Source organism: Jeotgalibaca ciconiae, assembly GCF_003955755.1.
GTDB classification, from domain to species: domain Bacteria; phylum Bacillota; class Bacilli; order Lactobacillales; family Aerococcaceae; genus Jeotgalibaca; species Jeotgalibaca ciconiae.
Genome location: NZ_CP034465.1, coordinates 45,957 through 64,332 on the forward strand (window position 1 = coordinate 45,957; position 18,376 = coordinate 64,332).

Sequence of the window (18,376 nt, forward strand, 5' to 3'; positions counted from 1 at the left end):
TGTTTCCTTTCTTTCTATATCCGAACTTCATTAAGTTATTATATAGATAAATGCAAATAAAATAAAGGTAAGAATCGGTAAAGCCTCTTCTTACCTTTATTTTTATAGGTTTCTTTATCTTCCCCAATCAGAGTAATCCTCTTGTCCAGGTAAATGATCCATTTTAATTTTGGCGTTTTCTTTTAATAAGGATTTCTGTAAAATCTGTTTGGTTGCAAGATATTTTTGCGCCTGCTCAGAATAGACAACAGATAAATAGGTTTCCCCTTCATCAATGACAATTTTATTTTCATGCGTATAGTCATAGATAATCACATTCAAAATCCCGCCAAGGATAAAAACATTTCCGATTAAATACAACCACAGCATCAGCACAATGAATACTCCAATTGCACCATTTCCAATTGCCTGTCCTCCAGCAAAGCTAATATATAAAGAGAATAATTGGGATACTAATAAAAACCCAATTGTAGCCAATATTGCTCCTGGTATTGCATATTTAAATTCCCATTTTACGTTTGGAACCATGTAATAAACAAACGACATAATAACAACTAATACAACAAGTGCCACAATCCAGCGGAAGTATTCAAAGGTGGAGATAACAGAGACGATATCAAAAGGAATAAAATTTTCAATCAGATTCAATATCTCTCTACCAAATACAAAGATGAATGATACTGCACCGATTAAAACCACAAACAGTAAGGTAATCAAGAATGAGAAAATTCGAGTAATAATAAAATTTTTACGTTCTTCTACACCATAAACTTGGTTCAATACTCGTTGAAAAATGGTAAATGCTTTGGAGGCGGGCCAAATGGAAATCAACAAACCGATTGACACAACGCCGCCGCTGCCTCCAGTAAGGTAATCTTCCAAAATCGGCAACAAGACCGTTCCAACTTCAGCGGGAACTCCCATCTCAACATATTCCAATACTTGTTCAGCCGGGATAGGCAGCAAGGGAATGATATTTCCTAATGCGAGCAATATAGGAAATAGCGCTAAAAGAATATAATAAGCAAGTTCTGCAGACTGTCTTCCCATTTCTGCACGCTTAAACTGCTTCATTGCAATAGTGATGGCTTTTCTAACATCAAATTTTTGTTTTTCTTTTGAAATGGCAGCCACGATTTTCACGACCTTTTATTTTAGTTACCTTTATCTTATCAGAGCACATGGCTCTACGTAAAATGAAAAGACCGATTCATCGAGAATCGGCCTTTATTTCTTGAAAGGCTATTAGTTTTTCTATTTTCATTATTTAAGATTATCAAAGCTTGCTCCGCCTATACGTTTACGTCGAAAATCCAGCCTTCTGGGCCTTCTTTATCACCGAATTGAATAGCCGTCAATGTTTCATATAATTTTTGGGTAATTGGTCCAACTTCTGTTTCTGAGTAAAAGACATGGAAGTCGTCTTTTGTCTGAATACCACCAATCGGCGAAATAACTGCAGCAGTCCCGCAAGCTCCCGCTTCCTTAAATTCATCTAATTTGTCTACGTAGACATCTCGTTCTTCCACTTTCAGACCAAGATAATGTTCTGCTAAGTGTAATAAAGAATACTTCGTGATGCTTGGCAAAATAGATGGTGAATCCGGTGTTACAAATACATCGTCATGGGTAATAGCGTAGAAGTTCGCTGAACCAACTTCTTCAATTTTTGTATGAGTAGCTGGATCTAAGTAAATACAGTCACTAAAGTGACGATCCGTTGCTAGTTTTCCTGGCAATAAACTAGCTGCATAGTTTCCGCCAACTTTTGCGGCACCTGTTCCATGAGGCGCTGCACGATCATAATCCGAAACCACAAAATTCGTAGGAGCAAGACCCCCTTTAAAGTAAGGGCCGACTGGCATAACAAAAATTGAAAAAATATACTCTGGGGCAGGTTTAACGCCAATATTATCGCCAACACCGATCAGATAAGGGCGAATATAAAGCGTACTTCCAGATTCGTAAGGAGGAACCCATGCTTCGTTTGCACGAACAACCTGTTTTACAGCATCAACAAATCGTTCCACCGGAAAAGCAGGCATCATCAGGCGTTCACAACTTTTTTCCATACGTTTCGCATTTTCGTCTGGACGGAACAGCTGAATTCTTCCATCCTTCGTACGGTAAGCTTTTAATCCTTCAAAGCATGATTGTCCATAGTGCAAGGCAGTAGAACCTTCACTAATTGTTACGGTGTTTTCTGTAACCAATTTTCCTTCATCCCACGAGCCTTCTTTCCAATGGGATATAAAACGATAATCAGTTTTCATATAAGAAAATCCAAGATTTTTCCAATCTAAATCTACTAATTCTTTCTTTTCAGTCATCATTTCTCTTCCTCCTAATGTATCCTCTTAATAGCATTTTGTGTAAAAAATAAAAGATGGACTGCTTGTAAAAGCGGGCCCATCTTACAACAAGAGCCCTTATTCAACAAGAATAGGACTCTAATTTTTGTAATATTACAAAAAAGAATCCTATGGCTCAATATTCACAATAATGACAGAGAAAGATACCAATTGACTTTTACATGGTTTGTTTCGAGTATTCATTGCCATTCCATTAGAATTCATCATAAATGGTACCTCCCTTCTATCATCTATTCCGTTATCGATTATGTTGCTATTCTATATTTTCGATAAGAATAAGTCAACCTTTTTCTAATTAATATTTAATAAAAAACAATTCTTAACGATTTCGGACCCGTTTGGACCAAAAACCACCGTGAATATATTTAGGATCGGAGGAATAGATAAAAGCTTTCTCGTCAACTTCTAGAACTTTGTTTATCAAATCTCTTTCATTTTTACGAGTTGAAAGAACGTGGAGCATCTTTCTTTCGCCATCTTTTCCATAAGCATTTACGATTGTAACACCATATCCCGCTTCGCGTAATTTCTGTGTCATAGAAGTTGTCGGATCCGATGTCATGACCGTCACCATTGTATAACCGAGTGCTAACCAATCTTCTATTTTAATTCCCAAACCAATTCCAACCCCATAGCCAATGGCATAGGCTGCCAGATTCAATGGATTATCAAGACTGCTCATCACGATACTCAAACCTGTCACATAAATAACGATTTCTACCATACTTAACAAGGGGGCTAAAATCCGGTACCCTTTCATTGTCAGCATGAAACGAATGGTACTCAAAGTGACATAAACAAAACTAATCATAAAAATTTTGACAATTAAACTAAAATCCATACTTCACCCCTACATTAAATCTGCAGCTAATATTTTTATTGGTTTGCTGGGAAATCCACATACTCATTTGTAATAATATCTAATTCTTGAACGTTTCCAGTCTCATCGTCATATTTGAAGAAGCCTCTTGAACTCGATACCTCTTCGCCGTTTTCACGAATATTGATCGTAACAATTTGTTCCTCAACACCATCGATGATATAGAGATATTCTTCTCCTTCTTCAAGGCCTGTTAGTTCAGTCAGCTTTTCTTTTGCTCTTTCAATCTTTGCTGCTTCATCTTGGTTCAACTCTGTACGCGATTCTTCATCCACAATGGATTCGGATTCCTCAACTGAACTTGAATCAACGTTTTCTTGTGTTTCAGTAGATTCACTGGACTGCGATTCAATAGTAGATTCTACTGTCTCTGTCGTTTCTGAATTACTTTCAATTACACCAGAATCATTGTCCAGCGTACCTCCACAAGCTGCCAGTAATAATGAAGCTCCGATTACGAACGTAAATTTTTTTAATTGATCCATATTTTCCCTGCTTTCTTTTTCATCACTATTTTCATTATACTATTTCATAACCACTTCATGCTACCGTTTAATTTATTCCATAATCTTCTCTTCGCATATCAAACTCCGAAACATGCGCAGGACCACGCATAATTTCTCGAACAATATTTAACACGCCCTCTTCATTTCCTTTGATTTTCCAACGAACCAATTGAATGGTTTCCCCTTCCAACTCAATGGCAGTAATAATGGTTGGATACACACAACAGCCAAGGTTAAAGTAAGGCAAAGCATCTTTTTTTGGAAATTTAAAACGATGGGTATGTCCACAAATCAGCATCATTTTATTTTCTTCAATCCATTTAGAATAATTTTTTTCAATTTTATGCCGGCGATAAATATTTTTTACCGGACTAACCGGATTTCGGATTCCAAAAGCATGCAGGAAACGCCAGAAATATTTCAAGGACAACATTGTAAAAATCCACAGTTGATCATTTGGAGCGTCCCCCTGATGTCCATGAACCGTCAGAATTTCTTGCCCAGTTTCAGGATGTTTGAGAACTAATGCTTCAATCGGCTCGATTCCCTTTAAGAAATCAAAAAAAGTTTCCGAATACTCATCATAGTTTGTATAGTAATGCTCCTCGACATAGGATTTGTTTTTTATATAAATATTATGGTTTCCATACATCATAATAAATCGGTCATCATCATAAAACTTCTTTATCGTTGAAAAAACTTCTGGATGAGCATTTTTAATCAATTTAGCATCTTGGTATTCCCACAGCTCATCACCATCACCAGCTTCTACGTAAGTAAAGCCGTTCTTATAGTAATAATCAATTGCATGCTGAAAAATATTCCTATTGCGAGTAAATTCATCCGACATACTGCCATCCCCACGATGGTGGTCACTAATAAACACATATTTGGTTGTTTTATCGAACTTTTCTACCCTTGCAGTCTTGTAAGCACCTGTTAATCGTTGCTTCGTAAACATATTTTTTCACTCCCTATTCGTTTTCTTACGTTTTTGAGCAAAAAATAACGTTGATACTTATAGTATACTGGAATAAGTAAGAAATTTAAAACAACTCGAAAATGCATGAGGGAAAAAACAAACTAAAGCAATGACATGATGCGCCATCTAACACCTTTTAAAAACGATGAGAACCTACTATGAAATAGGCAGATTTCAACTATCATACTAACGAGAAGCATAGTAGGATTATAGAAAAGGAGGCAGTCCCGCCTTGGAAGCTAGGACATCGATGGTAAAAAACTTATACTGCTCTACTAAGAAAAGCGGACAAGTCCGCCTTGGCCTATGAAAAAATAGGAAATTTGACCCTGGATGAGCAGCGAAGCGCGCAATGGGGCAAATTTATCTTTTTTTCACTAGGTCAGGACTTGGGAGCTAGACATTGATGGCTGAACTTATAATCCCCTAGTCTATAAGAAAAGCGGACAAGTCCGCCTTGGCCTATGAAAAAATAGGAAATTTGACCCTGAATGAGCAGCGGAGCGCGCAATGGGGTAAATTTATCTTTTTTTCACTAGGTCAGGACTTGGGAGCTAGACATTGATGGCTGAACTTATAATCCCCTAGTCTATAAAAAAACAAGAACCCCCTATAAACGTTGATATACAGACGTTTATAAGGGGTTCTATTTTCCTCTATTTTAACTAACTTTTAGCTATAAATGGAGATGGCGGGAATCGAACCCGCGTCCAAGCATATCGGCACTTCCAAGTCTACGCTCATAGTCAAACCATTTAGGATTCGCCGTGTGCTAGCCGTTCGACGGGCATCACACAAAGCTAACCTGATTAATCTCTTCCGATTCCTCCAGGTGGAAAGTCACGGTGTAGTCCACTGAATTTGAGACCCTTGCTTGAGTACATGGACGATACCAAGAGGATCTTAGCTAGCTGTTTTTACGCAGCGAAAGCTAAAGTGTTATTGTTTGTTTTGTCAGTTATATTTAACTGGAACGTTTTTACGTAGCCGTAACCTACGGAGCGCATCAAAAGCTCGACCTATACCTGTCGAATCCGTAACATCCCCTCGATAAAAAAATAAGGGATGCTCTTATTGAGCACCCTTAATTATACACGTTTTTCATTTTTTGTCAAATATATCATCATTCTGCCACAATCTACTGCTTATTCTTTTATAGGTATTTCATCATCAGTATCTTTGTCGCTTGGAAGAATTTTATGCGTTTCCGGTTCTTCATCTGGACCTGGGGTATGATCAGGCGCAAAGTGGGCGATACTATTAAACTTCTCCAAATGATAAAAGCCATCGTAGTAGCTGACAACTGATATACTTGCATTATCTAAATGACGATCGATTTGAAAATCAGGAATCAATGCATGGATCATATTTCGAATGGTCATACCATGCGATACTATTAAAATGTTTTGTCCGGTATCACGATGTTTATCAATTAACTTGATTAACCCTCTCTCTACCCGCAGCCAAAACATTAAATAATCTTCCGCTTCGTTATAAGGATCCATTTTGCGCAAGCCATTTAATTCTTTCATAACAGAAGTGCTGTCTGAATAATCAATTCCATTTTCATAGCCTAAAAATTGATGTAGGTTCGACCATGTTTCCGTCGCATCCAATCCTTCAAAAGAACCAAAGAAAATCTCCCGGAATTCAGGCATTGCTTTTACATTTGGCGTATCTTTATGTTCGTTTTCTTTTAAAATAATTTGAGCAGTCTCAAAGGTTCTTCTCAAATCACTACAATAAACAGCATCAAATTTTACATTTGAAAGTCCAGCGCCGCTACGCGATACATCACGTTTTCCTCTATTCGTCAAAGGAGCATCTGACCAGCCTTGCATGCGATTGTATTGGTTTAAATACGTCTCGCCATGTCTCATAAAATAAAATGTTACTCCCTTAGCCATTTTCCACCTCTTTAAAAATAATCTATTTCTTTTTAACTGTTTCAACAATATGCCCTTCTTGATAGGCAGCTAACAATTTTTGTAAATCCTGTACTTGCTGTGTTAAGCGAATGCCCACATCTGTTTCTCGTACAGTCTTCCGTTCTAATTCCTTATCTACGATTCTGCGTGTAGAAACAATATCAATTTCATTTACTAATGCGTCATGGACAGAAGTAAATGGCTGATGTGAAACAAGTTGCATGCCAAATGAATTATAAAGCAAGGTATATCCAGCCAGTCCGGTCGTATCTTGATAAGCCTTTGAAAAACCACCATCAATGACGATTAATTTGCCGTCCGCTTTTAATGGGTTTTCGCCTCTTTTTTCTTTTACTGGCGTATGTCCATTAATAATATGACCTTTTGATGGATCCAGTCCGAATTCTTCTAAAATTCGTTCACAAGTCTCGACATTGTCTCGTTCTTTGTAATAAATATTTTTTTCTTCAATATGCGTTCTTTTATCACTGATATATAGTCGCTCAAAAGTAGTCATTTTGTCTTTTCCAAATAAAGAAGAAGCTTTGCCTTCCCACTGGTACCAAATATAATCCAGGTATTCTTGATTTTCCTTTTTCCGATTTAAATATCCCTTACGCAATACATCTTCATATTTATCCAGCAAAGCTTTACCGCTATATTTTTTTTGGTTGATTGTCATCTCCATGAAGCTGCCATCTTTGTTTAGTGGGACGCATCCATGGAATAATAAATTCTCATTGTATTTTAAATACATACTGCCTCTGCTATACAGAAACTGAATATGTTTATGGAGACGTTCTGAATTCAAGAAACCATCCATTAATTTCTGAACAACGACTTCTTCTTCCTCTGTTAGCTTGTATGGATTTTTTGGATCAATCGTTGGGAAATAATCGCAAGTTAATGGATATTCTTTCCCACCAAGCATGATAGTCCCTTTCGCATAATCAATTTTCGATAAAAGCAAACGATCATCCATCTCAAATTCAGGGTGGCGCTTGATAATTTCTCCTTCTAACTTAAATTGGATAATAGAAATTGCTTGATTCATTTTGGCAATTTGACGGATTTCTTCGGGGTAAATCTTTTCTTCAGAATCTGGATTAATTTTTGGCATAAAAGGCTCATAGCGATCCTCTAAATAATTCATCTCTGAAAATAGCATCAAAGAACGCAAAGAAATTCCATAAGCATCTTCAATAATCTCTAGATTATCATAGCGGGCACAGATGCGGATAACATTCGCCATACAGGCCGCCGATCCACTCGCCGCCCCCATCCATAAGACATCATGGTTTCCCCATTGAATATCCAGCTCGTGTCCATCCATCAAAGTATCGATGATACGATCCGGGTAAGGACCCCGATCATAAATATCTCCCACCACATGCAGATGATCCACTACTAGTCGCTGAATGACATAGGCAAAAGCAGCAATCAATTCTTTTCCACGTTTTAAAGAAATTACCGTCTTAATAATCTTATCATAGTAGTCTTCTTTATTCGACATAATCGTATCTTTGAATAAAAGTTCTTCAATTATGTATGCATAATCTGACGGTAAAGCTTTCCGTACTTTTGAACGTGTATATTTTGATACAACAAAAGCACACAGTTCAGTAATTCGCGTTGTCGTTAAAATGAAAAACTCTTCGATTTCTTCTTGTGTTTCCAAAGATGAAACAATCAAATCAATTTTCTTATCTGGATAATAAATAATAGTAGCCAATTGATTCATTTCTTTGCTACTCAATCTGCCTTGGAAAATTTCTTTAATTTTTTCTTTTACGTTTCCTGAACCGTTCCTAAGTACATGCTGTACTGCATAGTACTCCCCATGCAAATCACTAATAAAGTGCTCAGTAGCTTTCGGTAAATTCATAATCGCTTCTAGATTTATTATTTCAGTCACTGTATCAGCAATTGTAGGATACTCCTTAGAAAGTAAACGTAGATACTTATCAGTTTGAACAATCATATGACTACCTCCAATTCAAGAATCATATATGTTGAATCTATATGATTCTATTTATCATAGCTTCTAAATGTGAAAATGAACAGAGAAAAATGATTTTTCATAAGATATTTTAATGAAACACATTAATTTCGTCACAAAAAAGAAAGCATAGTAAATTCTATGCCCTCTTTCAAAAATCAATGATTTTTTAATGCTCTTTCTACTTCCCGTTTCATATCTTTTTGCTTTAGTGACTCTCGCTTGTCATACTTCTTTTTCCCTTTTGCTACACCGATCAGTACTTTTGCATACCCATCTTTAATGTATACCTTTAAAGGGACAATGGTTATTCCTTGAGTTTTTGTCTGACCAGCTAACGATTGAATTTGTTTTTTATGTAACAACAATTTTCTAGATCGTATCGGGTCATGATTAAAGATATTTCCTTTTTCGAATGGGCTGATATGTACATTTTGAAGTATCGCTTCTCCGTTATGAATCGTAACGTAGCCATCCCGTATATTAATCTTTCCACCGCGGATTGACTTAATTTCAGTTCCTTTTAGCACCATTCCAGCTTCAAAAGTTTCTAAAATTGTATATTCATATCGTGCTTGCCTGTTCTGAGCTAATACTTTCCCTTCTCCCTTTGGCATCCCTTATACCTCTATTTCTCATTCAAAATTTTTATCTTCGCTTTCTTTTTCGGGTCTTCTTTTGTTCTGGTTTTGTTGAGTCTTTTCTTTTTCTTCTTGACCCTTTTAAAGCGTTCTCTGGCTTACTTGAAGATTTTTTCTTATCTTTCTTCTTGCGGCCAGTTGTCTGTATTTCTTGATTATACACTGTCAATTCATCATCTTCAACCAACGCAAAATCTATCTCTCGTGAGTCCACGTCTGCTTTCGTTACTTCAATCCGTACTTTTTGACCGATTCGGTATATGATGCCTGTACGTTCTCCCAACAATACCATGTGACTTTCCAGATAGTTAAAGTAATCCTGTTTCATGTTCGAGATGTGAATAAGCCCCTCTACTGTATTTGGCAATTCAACAAAAATACCAAATTTTGTAACAGAGCTGATCACTCCTTCGAATTGTTCGCCGACCTTATCAACCATAAACTCTGTTTTCTTCAAGGATTCTGTCTCGCGTTCTGCATCAACTGACCTACGTTCGGTTACAGAACTTTGAATGGCGATTTCTGGCAATTTATTTTCCCATTTTTCTCTTTGAGTATCTGTTTGTTCATGAAGTAAATATTGACGAAGCAAACGATGAACAATCAAATCAGGATATCGACGGATTGGTGAAGTAAAATGCGTATAATCCTTCGTAGCTAGGCCATAATGGCCAATAGGATCTGTATCGTATTTCGCTTGTTTCATACTGCGTAATAAGACACTGGAAACCACTGCATTATAGGGTTCGTTTTCAGTTTGTTTCAATACTTGTTGAAGTTGTTTCGGCTTAATGTTTTCATTAGATCCGGTGACAACAATTCCAAAAGTTGTCACGAACTCCATAAAACGCAACATTTTAACTGGATCTGGCTGTTCATGAATTCGATAAATAGCAGGTAATTTTCTTCGGGTGAAATGTCCTGCCACTGTTTCATTTGCAGCTAACATAAAGGATTCAATCAAACGTTCTCCCACGCCCCGTTCAACGACATAAATGTCTAATGGATGACCTTCTTCATCCACAATGATTTTTGACTCGTTTGTATCAAAATCGATTGAACCTCTTGATTTACGTTTCTTTTCTAAAGTTTTATGAAGTTTGCCCATATCCTCCAGCATATCAACAAACTCAATAAATTCATCCCTTGTTTTACGATCACGATCATCGAGAATTGCATTCACAGCCGTATAAGTAAAGCGTTGATTCGAATTGATGATACTCGGGAAAATCTCGTATCTTACAACTTCTCCTTTATGGTCCATCTCCATTACACAAGACATCGCTAGGCGGTCTTCATTTGGTAACAGTGAGCAAACTCCATTAGACAGCTTTTGAGGAAGCATTGGCACAACCCGGTCTGTTAAGTACACACTCGTACCACGGTCAAACGCCTCTCGGTCGATGGGTGAATTCTCAGTCACATAATAAGATACATCAGCAATATGGACGCCTAATTCATAGTTCCCATTTGATAAAATTTTGAAGGATATCGCATCATCCAAGTCTTTTGCATCTGCGCCATCAATAGTAATGGTAACTTCATCTCGTAAATCTTTTCGATTCGCTATTTCTTTTTCAGGAATTTCAAAAGGAATTTCTTCTGCTTGCGTGATGGCATCTTCCGGAAATTCAGTTGGAATTCCTAATTTGTATAGAATCGACAAAATATCGACACCAGGAGCATTTTTATGACCGATTTCTTGTGTAACGACCCCAATCATTGAAACAGGATTTTCTGCTGATGGATACTCCACTACTTCAGTTACACAGATACTCCCTTCCACAGGATGAATTCCTGTTGGGAGAATGTATTGAATCATATGGCTGATTTTATTGTCTTGCGGTACGATATAACCAAGATAGCCTGTTTCTTCCCGGCGGCTTGCATCATAAGGAAAGAACTCTCCTACAATCCGATTGGTTTTACGGTTAATGACTTTCGTGACTTTACCTTCTGGTCCTTTGTTATTCCATGGTTCTGGTTTGCTAATAATTTTTACTTCGACTTGATCGCCTTCCATAGCACTTCCAGTATGATCACGAGAGACATAAATATCCTCTTCGGTTGGATCATAATCAACAAAGCCAAATCCACGCTCGTTGCTTCGGAAAATACCGACGATTGTCGAATCGCTTCTTTTGATACGGAACTTTCCTTCTCGATTTAAAAGAATGGTCCCTTCTTGTTCTGCTTTTGCGATTGCTTTGACTAATTGATTAAAACTTTTGGAATCTTCATAGCCTAATGCACTGCTTAGCTGTTTAACGGAGTAGCTCTCAAATTCATTCTCCTTCAAATAATGAAGCACTTCTTCTAAAACTTGTTCAGCTTTCGTCATACGCTTCCCTCTTTCCAATTTAAGTTGTCTAGAAAATCAATTACCGTTTCCTCAAAATCATATCGTTTTGCTCCAACTGTAATCACATGTGTCGACTCGGGGAAAAAATGAAAATCCACTTTTGCATTCGTGATGGCGTCCCGCAGTACACGACCATTCATATAATCGATCAATTCATCTTTTCCAGATGAAGCGATATAATAAGGTACGTCAATTGTATCGAGTTCGGCTTGAACAAGGTTGGTAAACAAATGAATTTCATTCATTTGTTCTCCTAATTTTTGCTTGATGCGATCAATGCTCGATTCAATCTCGTCCTTATCCATTCCCATCTGCTTATTGAATGACCGATAATAATTCACAAATGCAGCTGGTACTTTGCTCTCGCCAATATTTAGTATTGGCGAGTTGAACGATCCACCCCCAATATAGTCTCCTGTTTCCAAAAGTCTTGTTGCCACTATTCCACCTAAGGACAAGCCCATAACAACAATTTCTGTGTATCCTTTTGAATGCAAGAACGCTGTTGCTTTTTCAGCATCTTCTACCCATACTTCAGGACTGCCTTTATCTAAAATGTCTTCAAAACGTTCTGTCGCATGACCTGTAAATTGAGGAGAATAAACAGTATATCCATTTCGCTCTAATGTTCTGCCTAACATTCGAACGTCATTTGAGCTGCCCGTATAAGCATGTAAAAGTAATACCGCCCGGCTTCCTTTCTCAAAGAAAAATGGTTCTGGTAATTTTACTTCTTTCATATCATAACTCCTCTATCTGTGTTCTATAATTATTGTACTTTAGATTAAGAAAAAAACCTACTAAATAGAAAAAGGAACTCGAACAAAAAGTTCCAGCCCCTTTCCTTTTTTATTTCATTAATGATTGTAAGAGTGTTTCAAAAAATGAAACACATAAAAAGCTTTTCTTAATTAATTTGAAGACAAGTAGGCAAGTGCAATAGCAATCACAATAAAGGCAAAACCTAGTACTGCAGTAACTCGTCTAAGACCAGCTTCAAATCCTCTTGCTTTTTGTTTTCCAAATAACTGTTCTGCTCCACCGCTTAATGCACTAGCAGCATTAGTTTTAGATGGTTGTAACAAGACAGCTATAATCAGTAGAATCGATACAATTATTAAAGCGATTAATAAGACGTCGTACAATGGTGGACCTCCTTCAAATACTACCGCTTAGTATAACATAATTCCATCTGTGTTTCTAGCATCGATAAACTATTTTTTGTGCTTTTCTGTTTCCAAATCATGCATGAATAGTCCGCTTAATAATTTTGGTTCAAACCAAGTTGATTTTGGCGGCATTTGCTCCCCCAAATCAGAGACCGACAACAATTGCTCCATAGATGTTGGATACAAGGAAAACGCGATTGTGTCTTCACGATCATTTGCCATATTCATTAATGATTCCGTTCCATGAATGCCGCCGATAAAATCAAGTCGCTGATCTGTTTTTGGATCAGTGATTCCGAATATCGGTTCAAAGAAATAATTTTGCAGCAAGGATGCATCCAATGTATCTACATAATTCTTTGGTAATTTTTCTTCTTTTATTGTTAACTTATACCATTGGTTATCCACATACATGCCGAATGTACCTTGTGTAGTAGGTTGATATATTTCTTCTTTCAAGGCACCAATAGTAAAGTACTCTTCAATTTGTTTCCAATTATCTGCAGTTAATTTTCCTTTGACCAAACGATTATAAGGTAATATTTCTAACTGTGAAGTTGGAAATGCAATTCCTAAGAAATAATTTAATTCTGAATCAGCAGGTTCATCGGGAAATTCTTCTCTTCTTTGTTTTGTAATTTTTGCAGCAGCTTCCATTCGGTGATGGCCATCTGCTATATAAAGGTTCTCAATGTCATTTGCAAAAGTATTTGTTATCTTTTCGACGAGTTCATGATCATCGATTCTCCAAATATAATGCTCTACATTATAGAAACTTTCAAAACAATAAATACCCATTTTTTTGTCTTTGTATTCCAACAATGAACGAGAAAGTTCCTCATGATCACGGAATGTCAAGAAAATCGGACTCGTGTTTGCATCTAGCGCGTCGTTATGTCGAATGCGGTCTACTTCCTTATCTGGTCTTGTTTTTTCATGAACTTTTATTTTTTTCGTTAAATAATCATCCACTGAAATAGCCATTACAATCCCATACTGAGCTCTTCCATTACGAGTCAAGCGATATAAATAATAAGCCGGCTCTTCTTCCTTTACCAACCATCCTTTATTTAGAAAATTATGATAATTTTCTTTCGCTTTTTCATAAACTTGATCATCATCTACTGGAACGTCGTCTGATAAATCTACTTCAGCTCGGTCAATACGCAAAAAGGACTTTGGATTTTTAGATGCTAATTCTTTTGCTTCTGGAACGTTGACTACATCATATGGAAGACTCGCTACTCTATCAACATCATATGAATTGGGACGAATTGCACGAAATGGTTTTATTTGTACCATCTTTTTTATTACTTCCTTTCTATCACTCTTGTCTTCAAGACACCATTGATTTCTTGAACTTGATTGATAACTTCTTCCAATAATGATGATTCAATTTCCGGTATATCAATCACTGTATAAGCAAAATTTCCACGGCTACGGTTCAGAATATTATCGATATTTACGAAATGTTTCGCTAAAATTGCTGAAATCTGCCCAATCATATTTGGTACATTTCGATTAACAATTGTAATCCGTTTAGCAGACTGCAATGGTACATCAATAGTTGGAAAGTTAACAGAGTTAATGATATTTCCTGTTTCCAAGAAGTATTTAAGAGTATTGACTGCCATAATTGAACATTGGACTTCTGCTTCTTCGGTTGACGCACCTAGGTGAGGGAACATCATTATTCGATCATGTCCAAAAAATTCTCTTTCTGCAAAGTCTGTTACATATTTTGATAATTTTCCATTATCGAGAGCTTCAATCAAATCTTCTTTAACAATTAACTCATTACGAGCAAAGTTTAACAGGACAGCTCCATCTTTCATCATATTGATAAATTCTTTGTTTACATATCCTGCTGTATTACCATTTACAGGAATATGAATAGAAATATAGTCCGCATCACGCAATACTTCTTGCAAAGACTTTGCTTTTTTCACGCGACTTGAAATGTTCCAAGCTGTTTCTACTGAAACATACGGATCATAGCCGATAACATCCATCTTTAAATGATAAGCATCCGTAGCAAGCAAAGAACCAATTGCCCCTAGACCGATTACTCCTAATGTTTTCCCAGCTAATTCCCTTCCTGCAAATTGTTTTTTCCCTGCTTCAACTTGTTCGGAAATATCATCGCCTTCTAATTCTTTTAGCCAATTGATTCCTCGGTAAATCGGTCTAGCAGCCATGATCAGTCCGGCAATAACCATTTCTTTTACAGCATTCGCGTTTGCTCCTGGCGTATTAAAAACAACGATTCCTTCTTCAGAGCAACGATCAACCGGAATGTTATTCACTCCTGCTCCCGCTCTTGCGATCGAAACTAAATTTTCATTGAACGCCATATCATGAATCTTTTTACTTCTTAGTAAAAGTGCTTCAGGCTCTTTCGTTTCGTTTAAGGTATATTTATCTTTTTCCAGCAGATTTAGGCCTTCTGTTGCAATCATATTAAACGTTTGAATATCTTTCATTAATCGTTAGCTCCTCTATTGTTTTCAAATTCTTTCATAAATGAAATGAGTTCTTGGACCCCTTCCAGTGGAAAAGCATTGTAAAGACTCGCTCTCATTCCACCGACTGAACGGTGTCCTTTAAGATTCACAAACCCTCTCTCCTGAGCTTCTTGAAGAAACTGCTTTGTAAGCTCGTCATCTGCGATTGTGAAAGGAATATTCGTCAATGAACGGAATTCTGTTTGTACAGGGGAAGCATACAAATTTGATTCATCAATGGCTTTATACAGTAACCCAGCTTTTTCTTGGTTTAACTTTACCATTTCAGCTACGCCTCCGAGATCCAATAACCATTCAAAGACCAATTTTGCCACGTAGATGGCAAAAGTCGGTGGGGTGTTATACATCGAACCTGAATCAACATACGTTTTATAGTCTAACATTGTCGGTATCTCATTTGATTCTTTTATTAAATCTTCTCTTACAATCACAATCGTTACACCAGCGGGTCCAATATTTTTTTGAGCTCCTGCATAAATAACTCCGAAATCACGGACATCGTAATTTGCAGATAGTATATTTGAAGACATATCTGCAACAACTGGAATGTCATTCCAAGTTGGTATTTCATGATAAGCTGTTCCTTCAATCGTATTATTGGAAGTGATATGAATATAATCCAAGTCTTCAGGAACTTCTTTTACTTCAGGAATGAGCGTATGTTTTTCTTTGGAAGAGTCTGCAAGTATAATCGCCCGATCTCCATAAAGTTTTGCTGCTTCTTGATAGGCTTTTTTGCCCCAAGAACCCGAAATAACATAACCCGCTTTTCCTTCTTTGAGAAGATTCATGGGTACTGCTGCAAATTGAAGGCTTGCACCGCCTTGAATAAATAACACTTTATAATTATCTGGAATATCCATTAATTTACGAAGGTGAGCTTCAGCCTCATCAATAATATTTTGAAAAAGCGAGGATCGATGACTCAACTCCATCACAGACATCCCACTATCGTTATAAGATAATAGTTCTTGTTGAGCTTTTTCTAAAACAGTTTGTGGCAGCACAGCAGGTCCAGCTGAAAAGTTCCACGTTTTTTTCATAATATCGCCTCATTTGCTTTTTCTAATATTTTTATCATTTGATTTTCATAAATTATTATAGCAGACTTTCATTTTTAAAAAAGGGTAAAAAGAAAATAAAATAAAAAAAGAGTTTTTCGATACCAAAATTAAATGTGATTATTTCTGTGAAGCTTTAGAAATCAAGTCGAAGAGAGTAGGAAAAACTTTCAGCTTATATTTGCAGTCATAACATTTATCGGCAAAGGATCACTTCATAAGTCCTCTCATTTTAGGGAGTTCACTCTTTAACGAAATAATTTTAAAAATTTCGATCTTAATTTATTTACAGCGCAAATATAGCTTAGAACTTTTGGAAAGCTTGTTTTTATAAAACATATAAGAAAACCTCGAGCTAACGCTCGAGGCCTTTTTATTTTAGTGGAGACTTTCAACTCGGAGATATCGATTGTCGTAGAGGACGCCGGTGGCACCTCGGAAATATTCTGGAATCATTTCTCCCTGGCAGACTTGGCAGCTGAACCGCGGTGGGTCATGAGGATCTCCCCCATCCAGCCAATCGAATTGCTCCACGACCTCAAGTGGAATCTCTTCCACTGCCCTGCATTGACGACAGATATAGCTCACGCTCTTGTCCTTGGGCTCTCTGTCGTAATCCTTCCTAGTCGAACCGAAGGTTTTCAAGAGCTTGCGCTTCTGCTTTTCTCTGCTGGTGTTTTTCTTTTTCTGACTCAATCCGTTCAATCTCCTCCCGTAAATACCTGCTCGCATCCCAATCGTTCGCATATTGGATGGTAAGCTGTCCTTTTTTGGACACAACAATCCCCTTGAACTCGTAGTAGTTGCCGCATTTCGAACATTTGAGTGGATCGATTCCGAATGTTTCGGTTATCCTTTCGCGCCATTTTTTCGGTTGGGTCATCTTTCGCGCACGGATGAGCAACTTCGTCATCTTCTCCTGTAGATGACGGACCACCTTTTGGACGGTCTTCTTGATACGTCTGCTGTATAACCCGTAATGGCGGATTGTTTTGAAGCCTTTGTCCGGGATGTGCCGGATCAGCGAAAGGATAAACTCTTTGGCCCCCATTATCTTGATTGCTTCTTTGTTTGTGCGTTTGTCATGATACCGGAAGAGGACCGTGTCACCATCGTAATAGATGATCCGTTCGAGCGCGATGGGTCCTCGTTTCATATATCGGCTGATATATTGCAGCAGTGCCTTCACATTGGTCCTGCTCCGTTTCGGGGCGTTCACGTAAAAGCCTTCCGCATTCTTCGAATACGCGTTTTGCAGCAGGGGCTGGGCTTTCTTCTTCTCCTTCGGAGTAAGGGTACGCCGCAGGAACTTAAGAACCGCGTTCTGCCAATGTATTCGCAAGAGTTTATAGGGAATGTAGTCGTAATCCACCCATTTCCCGCCGTCTGTCAACCCGCCCATGGTCACAATCATGTGCACATGGGGATTGAACTCCAACTGGGAGCCGAAGGTATGTAGGCCTGCGATGATGCCCGGGGTGATGCGTTTCTTGCGGAAATACGCCTTCACCACGTTTGCTGCCTCATCCATTAATCCCTTCAACAGTTCCTCCCGGTGAAGGAGAAACAAATCCCGCAATCCTTCATCAATCGTGAACACGATATGCCGGTGAATGGTGTGGTACATGTCATCCGCAATCATGTCGCTCCAGCGCTGACTCTCCCCAACCGCACAGGTTGGGCAAAACTTTCCCTTGCAGCGAATCGGAACATGCTTGACATCATGACAGCCTTCGCAAACGAACAATCGAAATCCTTTCCTCACATCGCCGCAATAGCGGAACTTATCTACTTCCGACAACACCACAGAGCGAATTCTTTTCTTGTGTATTCTCACAAGCGAGTCCCAATGGTGTTCTTTATCAAAGAAGATGGCGTGAAGAATATTCTTATTCATACCTTTATTTTACCCTCCGTGGAACAAAAAGCAAATTTGTGGAACATGCATCCG

The 18,376-nt window shown here is 37.8% G+C and carries 15 protein-coding genes and 1 other RNA gene; all 16 read right to left on the reverse strand.

The annotated features are described in order from the left end of the window. Positions 1-114: 114 nt before the first annotated feature. The 16 genes from EJN90_RS00260 to EJN90_RS00340 all read right to left on the reverse strand — a co-directional run bounded on the left by EJN90_RS00260 (position 115) and on the right by EJN90_RS00340 (position 18,322). Positions 115-1,134 (reverse strand): YihY/virulence factor BrkB family protein, encoded by a 1,020-nt coding sequence (locus tag EJN90_RS00260; RefSeq protein ID WP_126108324.1) that lies wholly within the window; start codon positions 1,132-1,134, stop codon positions 115-117. Between the two features lie 158 nt (positions 1,135-1,292). Continuing rightward, positions 1,293-2,333, reverse strand: a complete 1,041-nt coding sequence (locus tag EJN90_RS00265; RefSeq protein WP_227872533.1) for a branched-chain amino acid aminotransferase — start codon at positions 2,331-2,333, stop codon at positions 1,293-1,295. A 358-nt stretch (positions 2,334-2,691) separates the two neighbouring features. Continuing rightward, complete coding sequence (locus EJN90_RS00270) at positions 2,692-3,213, reverse strand: DUF2179 domain-containing protein (protein ID WP_126108325.1); 522 nt, start codon at positions 3,211-3,213, stop codon at positions 2,692-2,694. A gap of 35 nt (positions 3,214-3,248) precedes the next feature. Continuing rightward, positions 3,249-3,737 carry a hypothetical protein gene (locus tag EJN90_RS00275; RefSeq protein ID WP_126108326.1) on the reverse strand — a complete coding sequence of 163 codons (489 nt, stop codon included), beginning with the start codon at positions 3,735-3,737 and terminating at the stop codon, positions 3,249-3,251. Positions 3,738-3,804: 67 nt separating this feature from the next. Further along, on the reverse strand, positions 3,805-4,719 hold the full coding sequence (locus EJN90_RS00280; protein WP_126108327.1) for a metallophosphoesterase family protein: 915 nt from the start codon (positions 4,717-4,719) through the stop codon (positions 3,805-3,807). 701 nt (positions 4,720-5,420) lie between these two features. After that, positions 5,421-5,787, reverse strand: a transfer-messenger RNA (tmRNA) gene (gene ssrA / locus EJN90_RS00285). 98 nt (positions 5,788-5,885) lie between these two features. After that, positions 5,886-6,647 carry a histidine phosphatase family protein gene (locus EJN90_RS00290; RefSeq protein ID WP_126108328.1) on the reverse strand — a complete coding sequence of 254 codons (762 nt, stop codon included), beginning with the start codon at positions 6,645-6,647 and terminating at the stop codon, positions 5,886-5,888. A gap of 22 nt (positions 6,648-6,669) precedes the next feature. Beyond that, positions 6,670-8,649 (reverse strand): fructose-1,6-bisphosphatase, encoded by a 1,980-nt coding sequence (locus tag EJN90_RS00295; protein WP_126108329.1) that lies wholly within the window; start codon positions 8,647-8,649, stop codon positions 6,670-6,672. Positions 8,650-8,825: 176 nt separating this feature from the next. Continuing rightward, positions 8,826-9,284, reverse strand: a complete 459-nt coding sequence (smpB, locus tag EJN90_RS00300; RefSeq protein ID WP_126108330.1) for an SsrA-binding protein SmpB — start codon at positions 9,282-9,284, stop codon at positions 8,826-8,828. Between the two features lie 31 nt (positions 9,285-9,315). Further along, complete coding sequence (rnr, locus tag EJN90_RS00305; protein WP_126108331.1) at positions 9,316-11,649, reverse strand: ribonuclease R; 2,334 nt, start codon at positions 11,647-11,649, stop codon at positions 9,316-9,318. After that, positions 11,646-12,410 carry an alpha/beta hydrolase gene (locus EJN90_RS00310; RefSeq protein WP_126108332.1) on the reverse strand — a complete coding sequence of 255 codons (765 nt, stop codon included), beginning with the start codon at positions 12,408-12,410 and terminating at the stop codon, positions 11,646-11,648. The genes rnr and EJN90_RS00310 overlap by 4 nt, the downstream gene beginning before the upstream one ends. A gap of 171 nt (positions 12,411-12,581) precedes the next feature. Continuing rightward, entirely contained in the window at positions 12,582-12,815 is a 234-nt protein-coding gene (gene secG / locus EJN90_RS00315; RefSeq protein ID WP_126108333.1) for a preprotein translocase subunit SecG, read from the reverse strand. Positions 12,816-12,884: 69 nt separating this feature from the next. Then, positions 12,885-14,141, reverse strand: coding sequence for a DUF1015 domain-containing protein (locus EJN90_RS00320; protein WP_126108334.1), 1,257 nt, complete (start codon positions 14,139-14,141; stop codon positions 12,885-12,887). Positions 14,142-14,149: 8 nt separating this feature from the next. After that, a complete protein-coding gene (locus EJN90_RS00325) occupies positions 14,150-15,322 on the reverse strand; it encodes a phosphoglycerate dehydrogenase (protein ID WP_126108335.1) in 1,173 nt (390 codons plus the stop codon). Further along, complete coding sequence (serC, locus tag EJN90_RS00330; protein ID WP_126108336.1) at positions 15,322-16,407, reverse strand: 3-phosphoserine/phosphohydroxythreonine transaminase; 1,086 nt, start codon at positions 16,405-16,407, stop codon at positions 15,322-15,324. The genes EJN90_RS00325 and serC overlap by 1 nt, the downstream gene beginning before the upstream one ends. Before the next feature lie 640 nt (positions 16,408-17,047). After that, positions 17,048-18,322, reverse strand: coding sequence for an IS91 family transposase (locus tag EJN90_RS00340; protein WP_126108338.1), 1,275 nt, complete (start codon positions 18,320-18,322; stop codon positions 17,048-17,050). Positions 18,323-18,376: the final 54 nt, after the last annotated feature.

Bases quoted from the DNA above. Each gene is read 5' to 3' on its own strand.
- EJN90_RS00265 (WP_227872533.1), bottom strand. From the start codon at position 2,333: ATGATGACTGAAAAGAAAGAATTAGTAGATTTAGATTGGAAAAATCTT.
- EJN90_RS00270 (WP_126108325.1), bottom strand. From the start codon at position 3,213: ATGGATTTTAGTTTAATTGTCAAAATTTTTATGATTAGTTTTGTTTAT.
- EJN90_RS00275 (WP_126108326.1), bottom strand. From the start codon at position 3,737: ATGGATCAATTAAAAAAATTTACGTTCGTAATCGGAGCTTCATTATTA.
- EJN90_RS00280 (WP_126108327.1), bottom strand. From the start codon at position 4,719: ATGTTTACGAAGCAACGATTAACAGGTGCTTACAAGACTGCAAGGGTA.
- EJN90_RS00290 (WP_126108328.1), bottom strand. From the start codon at position 6,647: ATGGCTAAGGGAGTAACATTTTATTTTATGAGACATGGCGAGACGTAT.
- EJN90_RS00295 (WP_126108329.1), bottom strand. From the start codon at position 8,649: ATGATTGTTCAAACTGATAAGTATCTACGTTTACTTTCTAAGGAGTAT.
- smpB (WP_126108330.1), bottom strand. From the start codon at position 9,284: ATGCCAAAGGGAGAAGGGAAAGTATTAGCTCAGAACAGGCAAGCACGA.
- rnr (WP_126108331.1), bottom strand. From the start codon at position 11,649: ATGACGAAAGCTGAACAAGTTTTAGAAGAAGTGCTTCATTATTTGAAG.
- EJN90_RS00310 (WP_126108332.1), bottom strand. From the start codon at position 12,410: ATGAAAGAAGTAAAATTACCAGAACCATTTTTCTTTGAGAAAGGAAGC.
- EJN90_RS00320 (WP_126108334.1), bottom strand. From the start codon at position 14,141: ATGGTACAAATAAAACCATTTCGTGCAATTCGTCCCAATTCATATGAT.
- EJN90_RS00325 (WP_126108335.1), bottom strand. From the start codon at position 15,322: ATGAAAGATATTCAAACGTTTAATATGATTGCAACAGAAGGCCTAAAT.
- serC (WP_126108336.1), bottom strand. From the start codon at position 16,407: ATGAAAAAAACGTGGAACTTTTCAGCTGGACCTGCTGTGCTGCCACAA.
- EJN90_RS00340 (WP_126108338.1), bottom strand. From the start codon at position 18,322: ATGAATAAGAATATTCTTCACGCCATCTTCTTTGATAAAGAACACCAT.